This is a genomic window from Stackebrandtia soli, from assembly GCF_965137155.1.
In the GTDB taxonomy this organism is placed as follows: domain Bacteria; phylum Actinomycetota; class Actinomycetes; order Mycobacteriales; family Micromonosporaceae; genus Stackebrandtia; species Stackebrandtia soli.
The window spans coordinates 14,684-36,992 of sequence record NZ_CBCRZX010000027.1 but is presented as its reverse complement, the minus strand read 5'-3'; the positions used below and the strand labels follow the sequence as shown (position 1 = coordinate 36,992).

General features: G+C 68.2%; 20 protein-coding genes and 1 pseudogene. 17 read left to right on the top strand and 4 right to left on the bottom strand.

The features are described from left to right. Positions 1–384 precede the first annotated feature (384 nt). From eccCa to ACM9NP_RS15855, 9 genes and pseudogenes are all read left to right on the top strand, one after another. Positions 385–4,386 carry a type VII secretion protein EccCa gene (gene eccCa / locus ACM9NP_RS15895; RefSeq protein ID WP_415647480.1) on the top strand — a complete coding sequence of 1,334 codons (4,002 nt, stop codon included), beginning with the start codon at positions 385–387 and terminating at the stop codon, positions 4,384–4,386. After that, a complete protein-coding gene (locus ACM9NP_RS15890; protein WP_415647479.1) occupies positions 4,383–4,820 on the top strand; it encodes a hypothetical protein in 438 nt (145 codons plus the stop codon). The genes eccCa and ACM9NP_RS15890 overlap by 4 nt, the downstream gene beginning before the upstream one ends. 118 nt (positions 4,821–4,938) lie before the next feature. Beyond that, entirely contained in the window at positions 4,939–5,322 is a 384-nt protein-coding gene (locus ACM9NP_RS15885; protein ID WP_415647478.1) for a YbaB/EbfC family nucleoid-associated protein, read from the top strand. 114 nt (positions 5,323–5,436) lie between these two features. After that, entirely contained in the window at positions 5,437–5,874 is a 438-nt protein-coding gene (locus ACM9NP_RS15880) for a hypothetical protein (RefSeq protein WP_415647477.1), read from the top strand. Between the two features lie 390 nt (positions 5,875–6,264). Further along, positions 6,265–7,956 carry an alpha/beta hydrolase gene (locus ACM9NP_RS15875; protein ID WP_415647476.1) on the top strand — a complete coding sequence of 564 codons (1,692 nt, stop codon included), beginning with the start codon at positions 6,265–6,267 and terminating at the stop codon, positions 7,954–7,956. Continuing rightward, entirely contained in the window at positions 7,953–8,426 is a 474-nt protein-coding gene (locus ACM9NP_RS15870; RefSeq protein ID WP_415647475.1) for a hypothetical protein, read from the top strand. The genes ACM9NP_RS15875 and ACM9NP_RS15870 overlap by 4 nt, the downstream gene beginning before the upstream one ends. A 672-nt stretch (positions 8,427–9,098) precedes the next feature. Beyond that, entirely contained in the window at positions 9,099–10,379 is a 1,281-nt protein-coding gene (locus tag ACM9NP_RS15865) for a M18 family aminopeptidase (protein ID WP_415647474.1), read from the top strand. A 151-nt stretch (positions 10,380–10,530) separates the two neighbouring features. Then, positions 10,531–10,965 carry a DivIVA domain-containing protein gene (locus ACM9NP_RS15860; RefSeq protein WP_415647473.1) on the top strand — a complete coding sequence of 145 codons (435 nt, stop codon included), beginning with the start codon at positions 10,531–10,533 and terminating at the stop codon, positions 10,963–10,965. 27 nt (positions 10,966–10,992) lie between these two features. After that, a pseudogene (locus ACM9NP_RS15855) lies at positions 10,993–11,193 on the top strand (hypothetical protein); the annotation flags it as partial. 334 nt (positions 11,194–11,527) lie between these two features. Here the strand turns inward: ACM9NP_RS15855 and ACM9NP_RS15850 are convergent. Next, a complete protein-coding gene (locus ACM9NP_RS15850; RefSeq protein ID WP_415647472.1) occupies positions 11,528–12,310 on the bottom strand; it encodes an enoyl-CoA hydratase-related protein in 783 nt (260 codons plus the stop codon). Between the two features lie 7 nt (positions 12,311–12,317). Further along, positions 12,318–13,100 (bottom strand): PaaX family transcriptional regulator, encoded by a 783-nt coding sequence (locus tag ACM9NP_RS15845; RefSeq protein ID WP_415647471.1) that lies wholly within the window; start codon positions 13,098–13,100, stop codon positions 12,318–12,320. A 491-nt stretch (positions 13,101–13,591) separates the two neighbouring features. On the opposite strand from ACM9NP_RS15845, the gene ACM9NP_RS15840 reads away from it, so the two are divergent. The 3 genes from ACM9NP_RS15840 (at position 13,592) to ACM9NP_RS15830 (ending at position 16,270) form a co-directional block, all read left to right on the top strand. Continuing rightward, positions 13,592–13,759 carry a DUF3117 domain-containing protein gene (locus tag ACM9NP_RS15840; RefSeq protein WP_415647470.1) on the top strand — a complete coding sequence of 56 codons (168 nt, stop codon included), beginning with the start codon at positions 13,592–13,594 and terminating at the stop codon, positions 13,757–13,759. 522 nt (positions 13,760–14,281) lie between these two features. Next, a complete protein-coding gene (locus tag ACM9NP_RS15835) occupies positions 14,282–15,547 on the top strand; it encodes a S1C family serine protease (protein ID WP_415647469.1) in 1,266 nt (421 codons plus the stop codon). A gap of 270 nt (positions 15,548–15,817) precedes the next feature. Further along, positions 15,818–16,270, top strand: a complete 453-nt coding sequence (locus tag ACM9NP_RS15830; protein WP_415647468.1) for a Sec-independent protein translocase subunit TatB — start codon at positions 15,818–15,820, stop codon at positions 16,268–16,270. Between the two features lie 58 nt (positions 16,271–16,328). Here the strand turns inward: ACM9NP_RS15830 and ACM9NP_RS15825 are convergent, their stop codons facing one another. Further along, on the bottom strand, positions 16,329–16,595 hold the full coding sequence (locus ACM9NP_RS15825; protein ID WP_415647467.1) for a hypothetical protein: 267 nt from the start codon (positions 16,593–16,595) through the stop codon (positions 16,329–16,331). Positions 16,596–16,624: 29 nt separating this feature from the next. On the opposite strand from ACM9NP_RS15825, the gene ACM9NP_RS15820 reads away from it, so the two are divergent. Continuing rightward, entirely contained in the window at positions 16,625–18,841 is a 2,217-nt protein-coding gene (locus ACM9NP_RS15820; RefSeq protein ID WP_415647466.1) for a hypothetical protein, read from the top strand. Continuing rightward, entirely contained in the window at positions 18,822–19,142 is a 321-nt protein-coding gene (locus tag ACM9NP_RS15815; RefSeq protein ID WP_415647465.1) for a hypothetical protein, read from the top strand. The genes ACM9NP_RS15820 and ACM9NP_RS15815 overlap by 20 nt, the downstream gene beginning before the upstream one ends. A 61-nt stretch (positions 19,143–19,203) precedes the next feature. Here ACM9NP_RS15815 and ACM9NP_RS15810 read toward each other — a convergent pair whose 3' ends face one another. Continuing rightward, a complete protein-coding gene (locus ACM9NP_RS15810; RefSeq protein WP_415647464.1) occupies positions 19,204–20,361 on the bottom strand; it encodes an Mrp/NBP35 family ATP-binding protein in 1,158 nt (385 codons plus the stop codon). A 408-nt stretch (positions 20,362–20,769) separates the two neighbouring features. Here ACM9NP_RS15810 and ACM9NP_RS15805 point away from each other — a divergent pair, with 408 nt between their 5' ends. From ACM9NP_RS15805 to ACM9NP_RS15795, 3 genes are read left to right on the top strand one after another with little or no spacing between them, the layout of a single operon-like run. Next, positions 20,770–21,099, top strand: a complete 330-nt coding sequence (locus ACM9NP_RS15805) for an ArsR/SmtB family transcription factor (RefSeq protein WP_415647463.1) — start codon at positions 20,770–20,772, stop codon at positions 21,097–21,099. Continuing rightward, complete coding sequence (locus ACM9NP_RS15800; protein WP_415647462.1) at positions 21,099–21,860, top strand: cation diffusion facilitator family transporter; 762 nt, start codon at positions 21,099–21,101, stop codon at positions 21,858–21,860. Before ACM9NP_RS15805 ends, ACM9NP_RS15800 begins: the two co-directional genes overlap by 1 nt. An 11-nt stretch (positions 21,861–21,871) precedes the next feature. Continuing rightward, entirely contained in the window at positions 21,872–22,207 is a 336-nt protein-coding gene (locus tag ACM9NP_RS15795; RefSeq protein ID WP_415647506.1) for a DUF3703 domain-containing protein, read from the top strand. Positions 22,208–22,309: the final 102 nt, after the last annotated feature.

Here is a 22,309-nt window from a genome sequence, read left to right as displayed (position 1 = left end):
TCGACCCGCCGACGCCGAGGGGACCCGCTCGCCCGCGCCCGGCACGTCGTTCGTCCACGCCTGGCCGCGCTCGGCGCCGTCGGCGCGCGAACCGAGGTGCTGGGCGGCCTCTGGTTGAATGTGCGAGACCACCGTATGGTGTGAGTGCACCCCAAGGCATCGGCGACCCAGGCGGTTGTTCCGTTATCTGAAGGTTGTGCGAGGCGCGTGTCAGAGCGTCATTCGGCAAGACGGAGGGTTACCGCGTACCGGTGTCGTACGCGGCGGATCCGACGGCGGCCGACGACGTCGTGACTCCGCGGTAGCCGATCTCCCGGGCAACGAGACAGCCGTTCACGCGGTGACGCTGAGCGAAAACCCAAGCCACAGAGAGGCCACCTGCTCATGGGTCTTGTCATGGTGAAACGGCGGCAACGTCGGCCCGCACCAGAACTACCCGACGGCGACCTTCAGGTAGAGGCGCCGCCGGAGCTACCGCAACCGGGTGGCAAGAACTGGCAGCAGCTGATGATGGTGCTGCCCATGGTCGCCGGATCGGGCGCCATGATGCTCATGATGGCGAGCTCCGGCAGCGGCGGTCCGGGCGGCGTCCCGCTCCGCGCCGTCACCGGTGGCCTGTTCGCCGTGTCGATGCTCGGCATGGTCTTCATGAACATGATGAACAGCTCGAAGGGCCCGAGCAAGCAGGAGATGCTGCAGATCCGGCGCGACTACCTGCGCCGCCTCTCGCAGCTGCGCCGCCAGGTCCACAAGACGCGTCGCGAACAGCGTCGCGGCCTCTTCTACCGCCACCCCGACCCGGACACCCTGTGGTCGACGGCGGCGAGCAGCCGATTGTGGGAACGCCGATCAGGCGACGGAGACTTCGCGGTCATCCGCATGGGCCTCGGCCCACAGCAACTGGCGACACCGATCCGAGTACCACCGTCGAAACCGGTGGAAGACCTCGAACCGCTGTGCACGGCGGCGCTGCGCCGCTTCCTCAACGTCAACGCGGTCGTCAACGACCTCCCCGTCGCGATGGACCTGCGCGGCTTCTCCCGGCTCTATTACCGGGGCGACAGCGAGAAGAGCCGCGCGCTGCTGCGCGCCATGATCGCTCAGATCGCGACCTGGCACAGCCCCGACGAACTCGTCCTCGCCGTCTGCGCGTCCCCCACCAACATGCAGCACTGGGACTGGATGAAGTGGCTCCCCCACGCGCTGCACCCCGAGAAGACCGACGCGCTCGGCCAGGTCCGACTCATGGGCAACTCGCTGCGCGAGATCGAGGAACGCTTCGGCGACCTCCTCGTCGGCCGCCCCCGCTTCAACCCGGCCTCGCCGCCGTGGGACGGACACCACGTCATCGTCATCCTCGACGGCGGCAACACCGACGGCGCCGACCACCTCGCCACCGAAGGCGGTGTCGAAGGTGTGACCATCATGGACATGAGCACGCCGCCGCCGCGCCAGATGGAACCCGGCATGCTGCTCGTCCAGCACCGCGACGACCAGACCCTCCGCATGGGCACGGTCGACGCGATCGACGACATCCGCAGGCCGGACTCCCTCACGATCGAGGAAGCCGAATCCCTCGCGCGACGACTCACCCCGCTGCGCATGTCGATGGCGACGAGCTCCGGCGACGGCGACGATGACAACTTCGAGGGCAACCTCAGCTTCACCGACCTGCTCGACATCGGTGACCCGTACGACTACGACCCCGACCGCGCGTGGGCACCCCGCCCCAACCGCGACCGACTGCGCGTCCCCCTCGGCGTCGGCCCCGACGGTCTCCCCGTCGACCTCGACATCAAGGAATCCGCCCAGGACGGTATGGGTCCCCACGGTCTGATGATCGGTGCGACCGGTTCCGGTAAGTCCGAGGCGCTGCGAACACTCGTGCTCGCGCTCGCCGCCGTGCACTCGCCCGAAGTCCTCAACTTCGTGCTCGTCGACTTCAAGGGTGGCGCCACGTTCACCCGCCTCGACAAATTGCCGCACACCTCCGCCGTCATCACGAACCTGTCCGACGAGCTCGTGCTCGTCGACCGGATGAAGGACGCCATCGAGGGCGAGACGCTGCGCCGTCAGGAACTGCTGCGTTCCGCCGGCAAGTTCGCCTCCCTCCGCGAGTACGAGAAGGCCCGCGCCGCCGGCGCTCCCATCGCGCCCATGCCGAGCCTCCTCATCATCTGTGACGAGTTCTCAGAGCTCCTCGCCGCGAAACCCGACTTCATCGACATGTTCGTCCAGATCGGACGTGTCGGTCGATCGCTCGGCGTGCACCTTCTGCTGGCCTCCCAGCGTTTGGAGGAGGGCAAGCTCCGCGGTCTCGACACCCACCTGTCCTACCGCATCGGTCTGCGGACGTTCTCGGCGATCGAGTCCCGCACCGTCCTCGGTGTGTCGGACGCCTACGAACTGCCCCGCGCTCCCGGTCACGGTTATCTCCGGTTCGGTACCGAACCGCTGATCCGCTTCCGTGCGTCCTATGTGTCCGGCGTGTACCAGCGCAGCGCCGCCGAGAAGGCCATCGCCGAATCGGGCGGACCGCAGATCCGCGAGTTCACCGCGAGCTTCGTGGCCCCGCCGCCGAAGCCGAAGAAGGAGAAGAAGAAGGAAGAGGTCGCGGACGACGACGAGAAGGTCGGCGATTCCCTCATGGACATCTTGGTCTCCAAGATGGAGGGTAAGGGCATGCCCGCCCACAAGGTGTGGCTCGACCCCCTCGACGTCCCGCCGACGCTGGAGGAGTTCCTCCCGCTCGGCACGTCGCCCGAACGCGGCCTGGGCACGACCCGCGAAGACCAGCAGGGCACTCTCCGCGTCCCGATCGCGCTCGTCGACAAGCCGTTCGAGCAGCGGCGCGACGTCTACTGGCTGAACCTGGCCGCGGGTGCCGGTCACGTCGCCATCGCCGGTGGAACCCAGTCCGGCAAGTCGACGGCGCTGCGATCGCTGATCGCGTCGCTCGCCCTCACCCACACGCCGAAAGAGGTCCAGGTCTACTGCCTCGACTTCGGCGGCGGTGGTCTCGCCCTGATGCGCGACCTGCCGCACGTCGGCGGCGTCTACCAGCGACTCGACGCCGACGAGTGCCGCCGCACCGTCTCGGAGGTCTTCACGGTGATGGAGCAGCGCGAACAGCGGTTCGCGCGGCTCGGCGTCGACTCGATGCAGACCTACCGCAAGATGCGCGCCGACGGCCGCGTCACGGACGACCCGTTCGGCGACGTGTTCCTGTGCATCGACGGTTGGCAGACGGTCCGCGAGGACTTCGAGGCGCTCGAGGGCGTCATCACGCAGATCGCGCAGCGCGGTCTCGGGTACGGCGTCCACGTCGTCGCGACGACCGCGAAGTGGTCGACGTTCCGTCCCGCGATCCGCGACGTGTTCGGCAGCAAGATCGAGTTGAAGCTCGCCGACGCGTTCGACTCCTTCGTCGGCCGCAAGGTCGCCGAGCAGGTTCCCGCCAACCGTCCCGGTCGCGGTATGGACCCGGGCGGACTGCACATGTTGGCGGCGCTGCCGCGCATCGACGGCAACCCGGACGCCAACGACCTTCCCGGCGGCATCACCGACTTCGTGTCGAAGGTGAAGGACGCGTGGCGTGGCGCCCCGGCACCCGCCGTCCGGCTCCTCCCGGCGAAACTGCCGTACGAGAGCCTTCCGATCTCGACGTTCGAGCCGCAGGACAAGTGGAAGATCCCGGTCGGCATCGCGGAGAACAATCTCCAGCCGGTGTACCTGGACTTGGCCAACGACCCGCACTTCATCTTCGTGTCCGATGTGGAGACAGGAAAGAGCACCTTCCTCCGGCAGCTGCTCAAGACCATCACCACGCGCGCCACGTCGAAGGAGGCGCAGTTCGTGCTCTTCGACTACCGCCGCAGCCTCCTCGGCGCCGTCCCGCAGAACTACCTCGTCAAGCACTGTTCGACAGCCGAGCAGTCCGCCGAGATGGTTCAGGCGCTGTTGAGCGCCGGTAAGGGCCGTCGGGCACCCGACAACGTCACGCCGCAGCAGCTGCGCGACCGGTCGTGGTGGACGGGGCCGGAGATGTTCGCGGTCATCGACGACTACGACCTCGTCGCCACCGGCGGTTACCAGAGCCCGCTCATGCCGCTGCTGGAACTCATCCCGCAGGGCCGCGACATCGGTCTGCACGTCATCGTCACCCGCCGCGCCGGCGGTGCCGCCCGTGACCTGTTCGGACAGTTCCTCGGCCGCATGAAGGACCTCGCCACGCCGGGCTTCCAGGGCTCGGCGCCGAAGTCCGAGGGCAAGCTCATGAACGACATCAAGGCCTCGAAGATGCCGAACGGTCGTGGTTGGCTCGTCAACCGCCGTGACGGCGCCCGGATGGTCCAGATGGCGTACCTGCCGGAGGAGGAGCTGTGACGACCGAGCCCGGCAAGGCCGACGACGACTGGCACGTCGAGTTCGAGTTCGAGGACGGCCCGGAGCCGACCGGCACCGTGCTCCCGTCCCGGGTCCCCGAACCGGACGACGCCGTCATAGCCGAGGCCGAAGCGCGGTTCGATTCGCTGAGCCAGGCGCTGGATGATCAACTGTCGGCGATCGAGAAGCTCACCTCCGCGATGGATGTCTTGCAGACCAAGCATTCCAGCGAGGACGGCACGATCACGGTCACCGTCGACGCGAGCGGGCTGATGAAGGGCCTCGCGCTCACGGAGGAGGCGCTGGCGTCCGACCCGGGAGCCTTGGCGCACCAGATCGTCCTCACCTCGCGGTCCGCCGCCGCGGAGCACGCCGCGAAACTGGAGCGCACGAAGGAACTGATCGCTCAGTTCAGGCCGCCTCGGCGGTCGTGAAGCGCGACTGACGAGTGACGGCACGGACCGGCTTCGCGGCCGGTCCGTGCCGTCGTCCCGCACACGACCGCTCGCGGTCGACGACCCCGCCCGACGCTCAACGAGAAGGTGTGACCTCATGTCGGAGAACCAAGCGGCCAGCGACCAGATCGACGAGATGGACCGCCGGATGCGGCACCAGGCCGAGCAGGCACAACGACTTCAGGAGGCGGTCTCCCGGATCGAGGCCAAGGCGGCCAACGCTTCCGGCACGATCAAGGTTCGCGTCGACGCGAGCGGGGCGCTGACCGGGCTTCGCCTGGAACCGGCCGCCTTGGAGGCGGGCCACGAGAAGCTCGCCGAGGAGATCCTCAAAGGCTGTCAGGCGGCCCGAACCATGCTCGCGGGCAAGGTCCACGCCGCCGCCGACGAGGTCCTCGGCGAGGGCAGCCAGACCGGTCAGGTCATCGCCAACACGTACGCGCAGCGCTTCGGCGCCCCGCTGAAGTCGAAAGAGGACTGAGGAAGGCGGGGTGGTGGTCCGTCCCGCCCGGTTCGTTCCCGGGGCGACTCCCGGACGTCCCGTCGCTCGCGACCGGGGAACAAGGCTCGCGCTTCGGTGAGACCCGCCGGTAGAATGGCCGACAAGCGTCGCGTCGTCGGTGTTCGCGGGTCGTGCGCGGATTCGTCGACCATCGTCGACGACGTCCCGGGTTTGGCGACTCGTGACGCCACCCCTGTCGGCGAGTCGCTCGCCGAACCGGCCCGTCCATCACTTCATTGCGAGGTCTCGATGTCCTTCTCCAGTGCCCCCGACAACAGTGACTTCGGCCCAGGTGTGCGCGGCGGCTCCGAACGTCCGTTCTCCGTCGACGACGATGACGACGACTTCCTCGAGGAGGACGCGCTGTGGATGCCGTCGCAGCAGGCGCTCCCGCCCGTGATCGGCCGCTACGACAAGGACTCGGGCGAGCGCCTCATGCACTACAGTGATGACGTTATTCAGGGGCAGAAGAAAGACGACGACTTCGACTGGAACGACGGCGACGGAACATCGATCGACATTGGTTTCTAGTCGCCCATCGCCGACCTGAAGGTACCGACGCCGCCGTACGCATTGGTTGCCCGCCATGGCATTTCTTTCATCCACTGTAGGCTCTTAACGCGTTTTTAACAGCGCGGGCGAACCATTTCACGCGATTGCCGACCCACCTCGTCGACGCCGACACGGCGAACGACGGCCACGGGTCGGCATTTTTGCTGCTCAGATGGCCTTTTCTCGCGATTCGTCGACCCCTTCGCCGGCCGTGTCGACGCCGCGGGCGGCGGTAGCGTCACCGAATCAGGCAGTCGATATGGCGATTTCATAGCGTCATCAGGCACCATTTCCTAACAACACCGTGATCCGTCACACCCCCGAAAACGGATCCGGTTTCACCATTGGAGAAAGGTGCCCGTCGCCGTGGTGAGTTTCGCACAATTGAAAGCCTGTGACCCGGAGTCGTTTCGCACGTCCGCGAAGGCGTATCGCGATTTGGCGGACGCATTGGACGAACGCGCCGACGAAATCGCGCCGCAATTGACCGACTTCGACGACGCGTGGGACGGGCAGGGCTCTCCCGCCGCGGACAAGGCGATCCGCGACCAGGCCGTCGTCATCACCGACACGGTGCTCATGCTCCAGCGCGCCGATCAGATCCTCTCCGACTTCGCGGGCGAACTCGACAAGGCGAAGGCGATGCTGACCGACGCGATGGAGGCCGCCACCCGGATCTCCGCCACCGTCGCCGAGAACGGCTCCGTCACACCGAAGTCGGCGAAGGATCAGACCGCCGCCGAGGAGATCGTCGAGCAGTTCCGCGCCGCCATCCAGTACGCGGACACCGCCGACACCACCGCCTCCACCGACCTGGCGGCGCTCACACCGCCAGTGCCCGGCCAGCAAGCCCCCGTGGACCTGTCGACCGTCCCCGCCATCGGCACGGACCCGGAGCGCGTCAAGGAATGGTGGAACTCGCTGACCCCGGAGGAACAGCAGTACCTCATCGCCCAACACCCGGACCGGATCGGTTGGCTCGACGGAGTCCCCGCGACCGCCCGGGACCAGGCGAACCGGCTCGTCCTCGACCGCGAACTCGACACCGTCAACGAACGCATGTCGACCCTGGAGGACCAGGGACAGACCGACACCGACGAATACCGCGAACTGCAAGGCAAGAAGCGCGGCCTCGAGGCCATCGAGGATCGCTTGGAGCTCAGCGGGGGTGACGGGCGGGACGAGGACGGCCTCCAGTCGAACGAACAGCGCGCGTACCTGCTCGGCGTCTCGACCGAGGGCGACGGCCAGGCGATCGTCGCGATCGGGAACCCCGACACCGCCGACAACATCGTCACGTTCGTACCCGGGACGTCGGCGGAGCTGGCGGGCGTCCGAGGCGACATCGGCCGAGTCGACCGCATGGTCTACGACGCGAACAACCTCGACCCGACCCAGCGCACCGCCGGGATCATGTGGCTGGGGTACGACGCCCCCGACCAGATCCTCGAGTGGAACGGCATGGACGATCTCACGAACCTGGGCCGCTACGGCGACGCCAGCGACCCCGGCTACGCGCAGCGCGCGGGGACGGCGCTCGACCGGTTCAGCGACGGCCTGCGCGTCACCCACGAAGGCGAACGCTCGCACAACAGCATCGTCGGCCACTCCTACGGATCGACCGTCATCGGATACACCGCCAAGGACCACGGCCTCGACGTCGACGAGGCGATCTTCGTCGGATCACCGGGCGTCGGCACCGACACCGCCGCCGAGCTGGGTCTCAACCCCGAGAACGTGTACTCCTCGCACGCCAGCAACGACCCGATCCGCTACCTCACCGAGACCGAGGTCGCGTTCGGCAACAACCCGAGCGACGAGGACTTCGGCGGACGCCGCTTCGCCTCGGACCCGGGCACCCCGCTGTTCGAGACGCACACCGGGCAGAAGACCTACGATCCGATGGGTCCGTTCGGGCCGAGCATCACCCTGCCCACAATCGACTTCGAGTGGAAGGGCGGTGCGCACTCCGACTACTGGACCGACGACAACCAGTCCCGGGACAACATCGCCCGGATCGTCACCGGCACCGGAGGCGACATCACGGGTGACCACCCATGAGCCGACGCGACCACGCGACCGTGACGGAACTCGACGCTTACGCCGTCGCCGACGAGCTCGTGTCGGCAGCCGTCGGCGCGATCACGGCGAAGGGATTCCGAGTCAGGATCCAACCGGGCCTGCGTAACGCCATCCCGCTCGACGCGGGCGGCATCGGCGACGCCGAGAGCGTCAACGTCGAAGTGTCGTACCAACTCGAGTTTCGTGGCGGCGGAGACGGATTCGGGGACATGTTCGACCGAACCGAGCCCCTGTACGCGACCGTCGAGGCGTGGTGGCGGACGCGCGGCTACGCGGTCGTCCTGCGGCAACTCGAACCGCCGTTTCGCGCGCTGCGCGCTCGCGACCCCGCGAGCGGTTTCGCGGTCTCCCTCAAACAGGGGAGGATCGGCAACCTGTGGCTGACCGTCTCCTCTCCTCCCGCGCGGGCGACGCACACGAGACCGCCGCCGTCGACACTGCTGCCGTAACCCGTCTGCCCCGTTCGCGAACCCGCGCTCGCGCGGCGGGCCGGGCGGGCGCGCTCGGCGTCGGTGCGGAGTTGGGCTCGTCCTCCGTCCGTTCGGCCGTTCCGGGTGCCGGTGTCCGTGCCGAGGCCTCGTCGTGTTCGAGGCTTCGGCGCGCTCGCGCTCGTCCGTCGTCGGAGCACGACGGTCGGTTCGACGCTGCCCAATCCCGTTCCGCCCACGACGTCGCGCCGTGGACCGGCCCGCATCGACACCGATCGGGCTCGGCTCGTCGCGCGCGGGCCGCGCTTTGGTTGCGATTGACACTCGATTCCCTCGCCCGCGCTCCGACGGTCGGGCCGGAGACGGACCGTGATCATCACGTCCGATCGCGAACCCAAGATCGAATGTCGTTCGACGGAACGCATTGCTGGGCAAAAGATCCCGCCACTGACAATCCCTTGTGGTAGATCGTCGGGGCCTCCGGCCTCCTCCCCACGGTCGACGTTACCGGTCCGAGCTGAAGCCACGCTTAAACCGCCTGAACCCGCCTTCAGGTCCACGTCGCGATCCGTCCGGTAGTCGTGCGGGTGTGATCGTTGACGCCGAACGACGGCTTGGCCGCGCTCCGCGATCCCCGTTAGGGTCGATCGGGCGACGATGCCCGCCTCATCACACCTGGGAGTGAAGCCCGCTATGACCGTGCGATTCGACCGAACCCACACCGACGACCTGATGCGTTTCGTGTCGTCGTCGCCCACCCCGTACCACGCGGTCGCGGAAACCGCCGCGATGCTGTCGGCCGCGGGCTTCGTGGAGCTGTCCGAGACGGCGGAGTGGGACGACAACCCCGGCGGCAAGTACGTCATTCGGGCCGGGTCGATCGTCGCGTGGTTCGTTCCCGAGAACGTGGCCCCGCACACCGGTTTCCGTGTCTTCGGCTCGCACACCGACTCGCCGACCTTGAAGGTCAAGCCCCGCCCCGACGCCGGCGCCGCCGGTTGGCGACAGGTCGCGGTGGAGGTCTACGGCGGCATCCCCCGTGACACCTGGCTCGACCGCGACCTCGGTATCGCCGGGCGTCTCGTCACCCGCGACGGCGCGGCCCACCTCGTCAACATCGACCGTCCACTGTTGCGCATTCCCCGGGTCGCGATCCACCTCGACCGTGGCGTCAACGACGGCCAGGTCCTCGACCCGCAGAACCACCTCAAACCGGTGTGGGGTCTCGGCGACCCTGCCGACGGGGAACTGATCGCGTACCTCGCCGAGGAGGCCGGTCTCGCCGTCGCCGACGTCGTCGCGTGGGACCTCATGGTGCACGACGTCCAGCCGCCCGCATACCTCGGCAGAGACGGCGAACTGCTCACCTGCTCTCGCCTCGACAACCTCGTGAGCGTCCACGCCGGTGCGGCGGCGCTCATCGCCGCCTCCGAGAACCCCGGTTCGCACGTCCCGGTGCTCGTGGCGTTCGACCACGAGGAGTGCGGCAGCGAGTCGTACGCGGGAGCGGCGGGGCCGTTCCTCGACACCGTGCTGCGTCGCGTCGTCGCGGCCCGCGGTGCCGGAAGCGACCAGATCGCCCGGGCCTTCGCCGGCACGGCCGTCATGTCGAGCGACACCGGCCACTCCGTCCACCCGAACTACTCCGAGCGGCACGACCCCGATCACCACCCAATCGCCGGTGGCGGCCCGATCCTCAAGGTCAACGTCAACCAGCGGTACGCCACCGACGCCGCCGGTGCGGCCCTGTTCGTCGCCGCCTGCGACCGTGCGGGCGTCCCGTGGCAGCCGTTCACGAGCCGCAACTCCATGCCATGCGGGACGACGATCGGCCCCATCACGGCCGCGCAGCTCGGCGTGCTGACCGTCGACGTCGGCATCGCGATCCTGTCGATGCACTCCGTCCGCGAACTGTGCGCCGCCGACGACCCGTTCTACCTCGCCGCCGCCGCACACGCCTTCATGACGCCCTGACACCTCAAGACCGGCCCCGCCCCGATGCACGACGGGGGCGGGGCCGGTCCGTGTCCGACGCCCCGTGCGAGGATCACGGGATGGAACCGGTGCGGCGCCGGCAACTCGGCGACGCCACCGGGCGGAGGATGGTCCCGTTTGGAGTGATGTGATGGAATTCGTGCTCGTCGCGTTGGCGCTCGTCCTCGCGGCCGGGGTCGCCTTCGCCGTCGTCGTCTTCTCCACGGGGGACGACCCGGGCCTCGTACTCGTCACAGTGGACGGTCTTCCGGCGGATCTGCCGAGCGATCGGCCGCTCACCGAGGCCGACGTCGCCGTGACCCGTTTCGACACCGGCGCGCGCGGCTACCGCACCGGCCAGGTCGATGCCGCGATGACCCGCCTCGCGTACGACATCGGGTTCAAGGACGAGCTCGTGCGCGTTCTCGCCGCCGAGGTCGCCGCGCTTCGTGAGGGACGAACGTCCGACGCGGACGACCTGCGCGACAGCCGACGCAAAGCGCTCGGCGACAACGTCACCGACCCCGTAACGGATGAGCCTGGACACGTCGAGTCGGCTGACGACGAGCGCGACGCGTCGGCATGATGGGATATCGCCATGAACGAGGCTGACCCGAGACAGCGGTGGCTGGTGACCGTCTCACTCCCGATCGAGGCGAGCGATCGAGCCGACGCCGTCGCCCAGTTCTGGGAGTACGTGAACACGCTCGGCCCGACGGAGCTGCCCGCGTTCGTCGCGCCGTACGGCGACGAACTGTCGATGTTGGCGTTCGTCGCGGGTGCGGAGACGGACCTCGACCCCGAGGAAGACTAGGGGTCGCGCTGTTCTCGCGCTCCGCGCGAGGCCGGGCGTATACGGCTCGGTGAGGGGCCGGTGTTCGACGCCCGTCGGTGTGTTGAGGCACGGCGTGGAAGCATCGCCGTCGATGGAGCCCGGACGCCGTAGCGGTTGATCCGCCGGTGCGGGTCGACCTCAAGGGCCGTACCGGATCGGACGCGCCATGCCACCGGTCGACGCGATTCGCCGACGCTCGACCTCTCCGACCGTGCTCCCGGGCCCCAGGCGCGCCAGTGTGTCCTCACCGCTTCGCGGCTTCGAGTCCGCGCCATCCGGTGGCGCGGACTCGTGGACGGTCCTCGGCTGTCGGTCAGCGTCCGCCGAACTCGGGCTTGCGCTTGTTGACGAACGCGTCGACGGCGCCGGCGTGATCGACGGTGAAACCGCAATCGGACTGGGCGGCGGCCTCGTCGTCGAGCATCGTCGGGAAGTCACCGTCCAATCGCAACTGCCGCTTGATGCGTCCATAGGCGACCGTCGGGCCCTCGGCGAGCTGGGCGGCGAGGTCTCGCGCCCTCCGGTCTACCTGCTCGTCGGTCTCGACGAGCTCCGTCAACAGGCCGATCCGAGCCGCCTCCTCCGCGCCGACCTTCGTGTTCAGCAGCAGCATCTCCGTCGCCTTCGCGTGTCCGACGAGCCGCGGCAGGGTGTAACTGGCGCCCGTGTCGGCGGCGAGCCCGATGCCCGCGAACGCCATCGTGAAGCTCGTTCCCGGTCCGCCGACGCGGAAGTCGGCGAGGAACGCCAGCGACGCGCCCGCGCCCGCGGCGGCGCCTCGTACGGCGGCGACGACGGGCTTACCGAGTCCGAACAGGAGTCGCGCGATCGGGTTGTAGTGCTCCCGGACCGTCGCGAGTGGATCATCACCCTCAAGGTTGTGCACGTGTTCGCGCAGGTCCTGACCCACGCAGAACGCCCTCCCGCCGGCACCCGCCAGCAGTACGGCACGGCACGCCTCGTCGGAGTCGACCTCCGTCAACGCGGCCAGCAACGCCTCCTTCGCGGCGCGATCGAGAGCGTTGAACGCCTTCGGCCGGTTCAGCGTGATCGTCGTGACCGCGCCGTCGCGTTCCACCAACACCGCATCTGACATGTCAACCTCACCTCGACATCAAACATTCATGGACGAACCTGTCGGCGGCCGGACGCAGCCTGGCCGCGTGGGCGTCGAAAAACGCCGCCGCCGCGCTCCCCGCCCACGGCGTGGGCAGCAATCGTGACGGTAGTCCCGGATCGGAGAACAGGAACACCCGGAACGCGTGCACCAGCTGGAATCGTGCCGTGTAGGCGTCGCGATCGGGGGTGCCGCCGCCGATGAGCCCGACGACGGGCTCCAACTCCGCGACGAATTCGCGGTACCTGCGCGCCAGTTCCTCCAGGTCCCACGCCCGGGCGACGAGCGCCTTCGTGTTGCCGTGGTGCACGGTCGTGAACCGGTCGTACGCCACATCGGACTCGGCGAACACCGTCGGGAGCGCGGGGGTGCGCCATGGGGAGATCCACGTTCCGGGGGCGAGCGGTCCGTACCCGTGGAAGCGCAGCGCGTCGGCGAGTCGGCCGCGTTCCTGTCTGGACACCGGGGGAGCGAACATGACCATGTCGAGTTTGCCGTCCCAGTCGCGGCGGCTCGTCCGGTAGATGCGTGCGGCGGCCTCGTCGAGGCGTCGGGTCGCGCGCGGCGTCAGGGAGTAGCCCCGGTGCCCCCGAATGTGGCAGGCGGTCAGCCAGCCCTGTTTGACCATCCGAGAGATCGCGGTGCGGACGGCGGGCGCCTTGACCCCGAGCGGTTCGAGTAGGTCGACGAGCGCCGCGACGGGCGCGGCGCCGCCGCGGGCGCGTAGATGGTCGCCGTAGATGTCGAACAGCGCCGATCGCGCTTTCACGCGTGACCCGTTTCGCGGCTCGCCCGATTGTGTGCCGTGTCACGAGGGGTTGCGGGGCGGGTCGCGTGGGCGGGAGGCTCGTTGTCCGCGCCGCGTTCCGGAGGCCTCGGCGCGACGTCGATCGTCGCCGTTTCGGCGATTTCATAGACGCTCATCATTGGATCGATGGTGCGGTGTTTCGTTCGTACGGCAAGGAAACCGGGACGTACTGGCGAATGGAGACGCGCCGTGATTCCGATGTCGACCAACTCTTCGTCCTGACACAACGGGGCGGGCGCGATATGAGTGACATGCCGCGCGACTTGCTGTGATTGTGACACTGGGAGTGATAAATTTCCAGTCTGCGTCACAAACACTCCGGGCCGGTTTGGAATTCTCGGTGCTCATCGGGGAAGATTGCTGATCGAGAGTTTTGGTTGATCGCCAAAACAATCGCACTATGTCCCACCCAATACGCCGCGTCGAGCGGCACGAGTCGAGGGGAGTCACACATGGCGGCCATGAAGCCGCGGACGGGCGACGGTCCGCTGGAGGTCACCAAGGAGGGCCGCGGCATCGTCATGCGGGTTCCGCTTGAAGGTGGTGGCCGACTGGTGGTCGAGATGACCCCAGATGAGGCCGGAACGCTCGCCGACGAGCTGAACAAGCTCAACGGCTGAACCGTTCACGGTGCGACAACGCCGCGCGTTTTGCGGCGCTCGTGTTCCGGCACCTTGACGGTCGACTTTCTTTTCATCCAGCATCACATCCCTCTCGCGGCGGCACGCGGCGCCCGACGTCTCGTGGACACGACAGCGGCGCGTCCGCTCATCGGACAGCGCCGAAGCACCCGCGTACCGGTGGCACGGCGCCACCGGTCGGCCAGGACCGACCACGACCGTAGTGCCTGAACTTGAGCGTCCAGGCACTACGGCGGTGGGGGGTCGGGACGACTTCGACGACGACGGCACCCGACCGGGGCGTACGCCCATGGTGTGGGTGCCTTCGCCTGTTGCGGGTGCGAACGATGCGACGACAGGTAGCATCGATCAACGGTCGGCCGCGCGTCTCTGGGTTGCGGGCGCCGGGCATCATACGAATCGAAACCGTTGATCAGTGGGCTCGACACCGGTGGCCTTTTCGTGCCGTGGTGCGCACCCGTGACGACACGTCGACACGCTCGGCGGGGAGAGGACTCTCGCATGTCCGACGGCACTGCGCCACCCAGCGCGGGCACCGGCTCCGAGGCAAGTGGCGGGAACACCGGCCACCCCCAGCAATCCCCGTGGTGGGCGCGCGACGCCGCCACCGACCCGTGGCGGAACCCCTCGACACACGCGGTCGTGACACACACCCCCGAACCCACGTTCCCACCGACGGAGCCACCGATCCCCCCGGCACCGAAGGCCCCCGGGCTGACATTGGGGACGGTCATCACCGTGAGCGCGGTCGTCGCCGTCCTCGCGGGAATGCTCGGGGCGCTCCTCGGCGTCATCGCGACGAAACCGGGCCAGCAGACCACGGGCACCTTCAGTCCGAACGGATCCCCACCGCCGGGCAGTTACCAGGAGAAGATCGAGCAGATCCTCCCGAGCGTCGTCACGATCTGGGTGTCCTCGGGCGGCAGCGGCGGCAACGGTTCCGGGTTCGTGTACTCCCCGGAGGGTTACATCGTCACGAACCAGCACGTCGCGGGCCTCGCCGAGGAGGACAACGCGAGGATGGAAGTCCAGTTCAGCGACGGCCGGATCGTGCCGGCCGAACTCGTCGGCGAGGCGAAGTCGACCGACATCGCCGTCATCAAGGTCGACGGATCGGACCTGCCCGCGTTGAGCGTGGCCGACTCCAACGAGGTCATGGTGGGGGACAGGGTCATGGCCGTCGGCGCGCCGCTGGGCCTCTCCCACACCGTCACCGAGGGAATCGTGAGCGCGCTCGACCGTCCGGTCATCTCCGGTGACTCGGAGAAGGAGGCGACGGTGACGGCGGCGATCCAGACCGACGCGGCCATCAACCCCGGCAACTCCGGCGGCCCCCTGATCAACATGGACGGCAGCGTCATAGGCGTCAACACGTCGATCTACACCTTCGCGAACGAGGACGGCGAGGGCGGCAGCATCGGCCTCGGCTTCGCGATCCCGAGCAATCAGTTCAAACGGATCGTCGACGAGCTCATCGACACCGGAACGGCCACCAAGACCGTCCTCGGCGCGAAACTGAAGACGACGCCGAACGGCACACTCGGGGCGACCGTCGAATCCGTCGAACAGAACACGCCGGCCGCCGAGTCCGGTCTCGCCGGCGGCGACCGGATCGTCGCCTTCAACGGCCAGTACGTCACCGACGACGTTCACCTGCGCGCGTTGATCCTCAGGTCCTCGCCCGGCGAGTCCGTCACGTTGACCGTCGACCGCGGCGGCAGCGAACAGGACATCGACGTCACCCTCGCCGCGTCCCCCGATGAGTGACGCCGGGTCGACGGCGACGCCGGCACGGCTCACCTGGGCACGCGTCGGCGTCCCGCCGTTCGTCGGATCGACGCGTGTGTCGGTTGATGCGCGACGGTGGTTTCACGACCGGCGGTGGAGATCTGCTGGTCCGACGGTGGGTGACAAGGCAGGGCGGAGACGCGTAGGCTGGGCTCGCGTCGGGATCGGCACCGGCGATCTCGCCCGGCCAGCCCCCCGGCCGTCCCCCGATCCCCGCATCAACGCCCTCGTGACAGCAAGGAGCAGGTGATGTTCGAGAACCTCGGCGCCGCCGAGATCGTGGTGGTGCTTCTCATCGCCCTGTTCATCATCGGGCCCGAACGGCTGCCGAAGGTCCTCGCCGAAGTCGGCAAGGGCGTGCGCAAACTGCGCCGCATGGCGTCGAACGCGACCGCGGACATCAGCCGCGAGGTCGGCACCGACATCAACATCACCGACCTGCACCCGAAGACCTTCATTCGCAAGCACGTCCTGAGCGAAGAGGACGAGGCGGCGATCCGCAACCCGCTGAAGTCGGCGCTCGACGACTTGAAGAACTCGACGTCGGGCCTCCGCCAGGACCTCGACGAGACCGCCTCCTCCCTGTCGGACGCGGCGCGCCCCCACAACGGCTCGCCGGGCATCCCCGACCAGCCGAGCGGCGACGACTCCGACGCGGCCCCGGCCACGCCACGCCCCCGCTTCGACGCCGACGCGACCTGACGGACCCCACCCGAGCCGTCGTCCAGGCGCTCCTGGTGCTCCCCGGGCCGTCCTCCGATCACGTGCCGCCAAGCGGCGCATCCATCAGAAGACATAGTGGATGGAAGTCGCCCGGGCCGTTCACCGACTCGCCACCCGGCCGGATATCCGATCGAAATCTTGGCGAAAGAGCGCTACCGTTGCCGCCCCGAACCTCCTCGGCCGAGTCGGCATCTCGGTCGGTGCGGCGACGTTCGCCGTCACGGTGGAACCGAGCTGTTCCGGCCATTGCCAAGGCGGCGGACGGTCCGCCCACGCCCACGGTCATACCGTCATCGATGGTCAAGGTGCTCGTCCCATTCGACCAGGACATTCATGAACCAACTCGACCTTCTGGCCATCAGCGCCGGTGCCACCCGAACCGTCCGCCGACACCGCGACGCCGCGATTCCCTGGCGCCTCCCGATCGCGATCGCGGCTCACGGCGACCTGGATCGGGCGATCGTGACCGCCCAGCGCATTCCTCGACGGATCCCCTGGCAAAGGGCCCTGGCGGGGATCGCTCGCCGCGTTCCGCGAGACGATGTGGACACCATCGCCAGGATCATCGGAATTCTCATCTCCGGCAGCGGGGTCGGGCTCGCGGTTCCCATCCTTGCTCATGTCGCCGCCCTAGATCCGGAACGCGCGTTCACACTTGTCGCGGACTTTCCCTCACGCGCGCGCAAGAGCTGTATGCGGGTCATTGCCCCGGGCCTGACCGGCACCCCGATGCTCTTGGCGCGGGCGCTCGACACGATCACCGACCAGCGAACACTGGCGGGAACCCACCTCGACATCGCCCGCGCTCTCGGAGACGTTGACGCGGCGCGCGAACACTTCGACAAGGCTGTGGTCCTGTGCCGCGGCCTGACCTACGACGTACCCAAAGTCGAGTTGTACAGCCGAATCGCCGTCGAGACGGACGACCTCGTCCATGCTCGACGGTTGCTGTCCGAAGCGAGCGCGTTCCTTCCAATGTCCGGGTTCGACGCCGACCACGCGCGGAGCGCCTACGCCAAGGCCTGGGCCCGACACGACCTGGACACCGCGTTGTCGGCGGGGGACAATATCCGCGACCCGGAACTGCATGCGGCCGCGATCACCGACATCGCCGTGGAGATCGCGCCCAACCAGCCGGAACAGGCGGAACGTCTCGTCTTCGGCGACCACCACGGCCTGGACACACGATTCTGGAAGGTGTGGCCGGCCGTGCGAGTCGCCACCGCGATCACGGAACCCACGGCCGCGCGGAGAGTCCTCGCCACCGCGACACAGTTCGCGGCGCGTTTGCCAGATGATCGCATTCGCGCCGTCGCACTGACCGATATCGCTCGGGCGCTCGTTTCCACGGATGACGCAACCGCCGCGACCGTTCTCGACGCCGCCCTCGACGCCGCGAATCGGCTCACCCCTGAGACGGGTCGGGGCGAGCGGATCGGATCCATCGCCGAGGTCAAGGCGAGGTTGGAACCGGACCATGCGCTGCGGATCGTTGAAACGATCACCGAGGATGACCGCCGTGCGGCCGCCATCGCAGGGGTCGCCGTGACCATTGGAAAGACCGATCCTGCCCTCGCCGCGAGTGTTGCGACAACACCTGGACCGTTCGCCGCGACCGTCGCGGCCACCGTCAGCCTCTCGCTCGCAGGGACGGTTCCCGGGCTGGCGGCGACCCTCCTGTCGTTCGCCGAACGCGAGACGGCGAAACAGCTCGACGTCAGGAGCTACGTCGGTGATCTCACGGAGCTCGCGGCGGCGCTTCGAGAGAGCGATCCCCAACAGGCGCTTGCGTGTCGTCGACTCGTCGCGAGACTGTCGGTGCTTCCAGGTCTCGACGATGATGACCGGATCCACTGCGAAAGCGCGGACATCGTGTTGTCGGTCCTCTTCGGAGAGTCTCGGATCGACGCGGCCCTGCCACAACTGGCGTCACTATGCGACAGGGCGGGAACCGCGACTGGGTTGGTCCAACTCGTCGAGCGGCTGTCGCCGACGGGCGCTCCGATGGTCTTCGCGCTCCTAGACGTCGTGCTCGCCGCCCTTCACCATGACGACGACCCGGATGACCCGGCGCTACTCGACTATCTGCTGGAACCGTTGCTGATCACGATGACACCCCACGATCACGACCGTGCCGAGATGATTCGAGACATGATGGGGGACAGCGATTATGTGACACGGTCGGAGCAAGTTCGGCGTCTCATCGGCCGGGTGCGAGACGGCGATCGCCCCTCCGTCGTCATGTTGTACGACGAAGTCACCGCACTGCGCGCCACATGGGGATGGGAGTCGAGCGCGATGGTCGCGACCGCCATTGTGCTCACCGATGTCGACCCGGTTGGTGCCGTTCGACTTGTGGAGGCGTTTGCTGCCGACGAGAATCGCCCGAACGGGACCTTGGCCGTACTCGCTCGGCTTTCCGCGGAGGCGGGGAGCGGGTTCGCGGCAGCCATGCTCACAGGGATCGATGACGCCGTCGGGATCGCGCCCGCGCGTAACGAGTCCTTCGTGTTTCTAGCAGGACGGTCGGATGGCCCCTCGCTCCGATGAGGTCGCACTCGGGAATTCGCAAAAGCGTGCGCCGCAGGGTGTGTGGGGGCTTGGGATTGCGGGGGATCGCCTCGACGAACGGACCCGAGCAGATTCGGGTGATCACGCGCGGGTCCGGGAGCTCGTCCGGCAGGCCGAGACCGCTGATGACACTCGCCGGGCGCTCGCCGAAGCCGAGGCCATCGCCCGCGCGGCACTCGACGTCTTCGAATCCGTGCTCGAACCGAATTACGTCGGAGAGAAGCGTTTCCCGCTCGCGGATCTCGGCCTGAGTGAGACCATCGTGGACTGTCAAACCTAACGATTCGCCGCCGATCAATCCACTACGGTCGATCGGCGGCGAATGCGTCGAAAAAGGAGTCTCAGCCCCGCTTGGGGGCCAGGCCCAGGGACTTGCCCGCGAGGGAATCGCGGCGGACGGCCAGCCGGTCCGCGATAGCGGTGATCGCCCGCGCTGCCGGGGAGCTCGGGTCCTGGAGGACGAGCGGCACACCCGCGTCGCCCGCCTCGCGCAACGCCGGTTCGAGCGGAATCTGGCCGAGCAGCGGCACCGAGGCGCCCATCCGCGTCGACAGGGTCGCCGAGACCTGTTCCCCGCCACCGGAACCGAACACCTCGAGGCGCTCGCCGCCGGGCGTCTCCAGCCACGACATGTTCTCGACGACACCGAACAGCCGCTGGTGCGTCTGCATCGCGATCGACCCGGCCCGTTCGGCGACCTCGGCGGCGGCCTGCTGGGGGGTCGTCACGACGAGGAGTTCCGCCGTCGGCAGGAGCTGCGCGACCGAGATCGCGATGTCGCCGGTGCCGGGCGGCAGGTCGAGCAGGAGGACGTCGAGTTCGCCCCAGTACACGTCGGCGAGGAACTGTTGCAACGCCCGGTGCAGCATCGGGCCGCGCCAGACGACGGCGGCGTTGCCCTTGGTGAACATCCCGATGGAGATGACCTTCACGCCGTGCGACTGCGGGGGCATCATCATGTCCTCGACGGCGGTGGGTCGCGCGTCGCCGACACCGAGCATGCGCGGCACCGAGTGGCCGTAGATGTCGGCGTCGACGACACCGACCGACAGGCCCTTCGCGGCGAGCGCGGCGGCGAGGTTGACGGTCACGCTGGACTTGCCGACTCCGCCCTTGCCGGAGGCGATCGCGAACACTCGTGTCCGGGAGTCCGGGCGGCTGAAGGGGATCTCGACGTCGCCGCCGCCCGCGCCGCGCAGCTTCGACTGGAGTTCCTGGCGTTGCGCCTGAGACATGGTGCCGAAGTCGATCGACACGGATTCGATCCCGGCGACGGAGGTGACGGCGGCCGTGATGTCGTTGTTGAGTTTGTCCTTCAACGGGCATCCGGCGATCGTCAACAGGATGCGGACCGCGGCGTGGGTGCCGTCGACGAGAACCGAGTCGACCATCCCCAGTTCGGTGATGGGACGCCGGATCTCCGGGTCGTCGACGGTGCTCAACGCGGTGTGGATCGCCTGCTCGATCGTGGCTGCCGGGGCTGTAGACATGGGCCCCATCGTACGTCCCGCCCCGTCCGGGCTGCCGTGGGCGAGCGCCGTCGGCGGCGAAAAGTGGCGGTTGTCTCGCGGGGCCGACGCGGACGATCGGTGCGGCCCTTCCGATGTCGGTCGTGTGGGGCGTCGATCGCCGCTCCGGGTCGCGTGTGGCGTCCGCGAACGTGGCCGTTGACGTACTGACGCTGCGGCAGCCTGGGAACGCGACAGGTCCCGGAGCTGGGTACCTCTTGTCCTCGTCGAGCGACGTCGTTCCCTTGGGCCTTAAAGGACGTGGGACTCCGCGACAAGCTCCGTCGATCGTGGTCAAGGCACGATTCTCTTCGTTTGCAGGAAGGCGTCCCGCTCGTCGAACGCGGGCACCTCAGTACAGCATCTAGTGAATACATCCGTTGATGTATTGTCAGCCTCGTGGAGACCTTGACTCACGGACAGGTGCTGGCTCGCTTCGGCCACGCGCTGTCCGACCCGACCCGTTCGCGAATCCTGTTGACCCTGCGGGAAGCGCCGGGCTATCCGGCCGAGCTCGCCGAACTGTTGGGGGTGACGCGCCAGAGCCTGTCCAACCATCTGGCGTGTCTGCGCGGCTGCGGGCTGGTGGTCGCCGCACCGGAAGGCCGCCGTACCCGCTACGAACTGGCCGACGCCCGTCTGTCCCATGCCTTGGGCGACCTGCTCGGGGTGGTGCTGGCCGTCGACCCCGCCGCCTGCGCCGCCACCGATGAGAAGGGTTGCTGCTGATGACTTCTCCGCGACCCCTGACTCTCACCCCGATGGGGCCGTCGCCGGCGCGGCGGGCGAAGTTGACTCGGATCGTGCGGCTCCTGGTGGCCGCGACGATCACCTACAACGTCATCGAAGCGATCGTGGCGATCACCGCCGGGACCATCGCCTCGTCGACCGCGCTGATCGGGTTCGGCCTGGACTCGGTGGTGGAGGTCTCGTCCGCGGCGGCGGTGGCGTGGCAGTTCTCCGCCGCCGACCACGACACCCGTCAAGCCCGCGAGAAGGTCACGCTGCGGATCATCGCGGTCTCGTTCTTCGCTTTGGCCGCCTACGTGACGGTCGAATCGGCGCGCACCCTCATCGGCGGCCAGGAGGCCGACCACTCCAGCGTCGGCCTGATCCTGGCGGCGCTCTCGCTCGCGATCATGCCCGGCCTGTCCTATATGCAGCGTCGTGCGGGGCGCGAGCTCGGTTCCGCCTCGGCCGTCGCCGACTCCAAACAGACACTGTTGTGCACGTACCTGTCCGCGGTGTTGCTGGTGGGGCTCGCCGTCAACAGCCTGTTCGGATGGTGGTGGGCCGACCCGATCGCCGCCGTCGTCATCGCCGCCGTGGCGGTCAAGGAGGGCCGTGAGGCGTGGCGCGGCGACGCCTGCTGCGCGCCCACGGCCGCCCTGGCCCCACCGAACACCGGATCCACGAGCGAGGCCGACACCTGCGGCTGCGAACCCGGCTGTTCGTGCTGCGCCCCCGGAACGACGAGGGATACATCGTGATCGTCGAGCGCATGCCGCCTCGGGCCAAGACCGCGTTCCTCGCCGAACTCGCGAACGCCCGTACCGCCGAAACCTCGCAGCGGTTCTGGGCCGCGGACGAGCGGGCTCACATCTTGTCCCAGCCCTGGCCGTGGCCCAACACCTGGTCGCATGCCGCCATGTTGGCCCGGGCGTGGAGGGAAGGCGACCGTGTCGAGGCGGTCGGGCAGGTGATCCGGCTGCTCGTCGCCGGTCCCGGCTCCGCCCTTGGGAAGTACCCCGAAGGCAATACCGGCCGCGCGCGGATCGGCATCACGCGACGCATGCCCGTCCCGGCCGACCTCGCGGCCGTCCTGGCCGAAGATTGACGCCGCAACTCGTGAACGGCCCCGCTCTCCGCTTCCCGTATCGGGGGAGGTGAGAGCGGGGCCGTTTGGCGCCTGAGGCTTCCACACTGAGGCCGCGCGGTG

Bases quoted from the DNA above. Each gene is read 5' to 3' on its own strand.
- ACM9NP_RS15810 (WP_415647464.1), bottom strand. From the start codon at position 20,361: ATGGGGCCCATGTCTACAGCCCCGGCAGCCACGATCGAGCAGGCGATC.
- ACM9NP_RS15885 (WP_415647478.1), top strand. From the start codon at position 4,939: ATGTCGGAGAACCAAGCGGCCAGCGACCAGATCGACGAGATGGACCGC.
- ACM9NP_RS15830 (WP_415647468.1), top strand. From the start codon at position 15,818: ATGTTCGAGAACCTCGGCGCCGCCGAGATCGTGGTGGTGCTTCTCATC.
- eccCa (WP_415647480.1), top strand. From the start codon at position 385: ATGGGTCTTGTCATGGTGAAACGGCGGCAACGTCGGCCCGCACCAGAA.
- ACM9NP_RS15795 (WP_415647506.1), top strand. From the start codon at position 21,872: ATGCCGCCTCGGGCCAAGACCGCGTTCCTCGCCGAACTCGCGAACGCC.
- ACM9NP_RS15835 (WP_415647469.1), top strand. From the start codon at position 14,282: ATGTCCGACGGCACTGCGCCACCCAGCGCGGGCACCGGCTCCGAGGCA.
- ACM9NP_RS15870 (WP_415647475.1), top strand. From the start codon at position 7,953: ATGAGCCGACGCGACCACGCGACCGTGACGGAACTCGACGCTTACGCC.
- ACM9NP_RS15860 (WP_415647473.1), top strand. From the start codon at position 10,531: ATGGAATTCGTGCTCGTCGCGTTGGCGCTCGTCCTCGCGGCCGGGGTC.
- ACM9NP_RS15800 (WP_415647462.1), top strand. From the start codon at position 21,099: ATGACTTCTCCGCGACCCCTGACTCTCACCCCGATGGGGCCGTCGCCG.
- ACM9NP_RS15815 (WP_415647465.1), top strand. From the start codon at position 18,822: ATGGCCCCTCGCTCCGATGAGGTCGCACTCGGGAATTCGCAAAAGCGT.
- ACM9NP_RS15850 (WP_415647472.1), bottom strand. From the start codon at position 12,310: ATGTCAGATGCGGTGTTGGTGGAACGCGACGGCGCGGTCACGACGATC.
- ACM9NP_RS15865 (WP_415647474.1), top strand. From the start codon at position 9,099: ATGACCGTGCGATTCGACCGAACCCACACCGACGACCTGATGCGTTTC.
- ACM9NP_RS15820 (WP_415647466.1), top strand. From the start codon at position 16,625: ATGAACCAACTCGACCTTCTGGCCATCAGCGCCGGTGCCACCCGAACC.
- ACM9NP_RS15840 (WP_415647470.1), top strand. From the start codon at position 13,592: ATGGCGGCCATGAAGCCGCGGACGGGCGACGGTCCGCTGGAGGTCACC.
- ACM9NP_RS15880 (WP_415647477.1), top strand. From the start codon at position 5,437: ATGGCCGACAAGCGTCGCGTCGTCGGTGTTCGCGGGTCGTGCGCGGAT.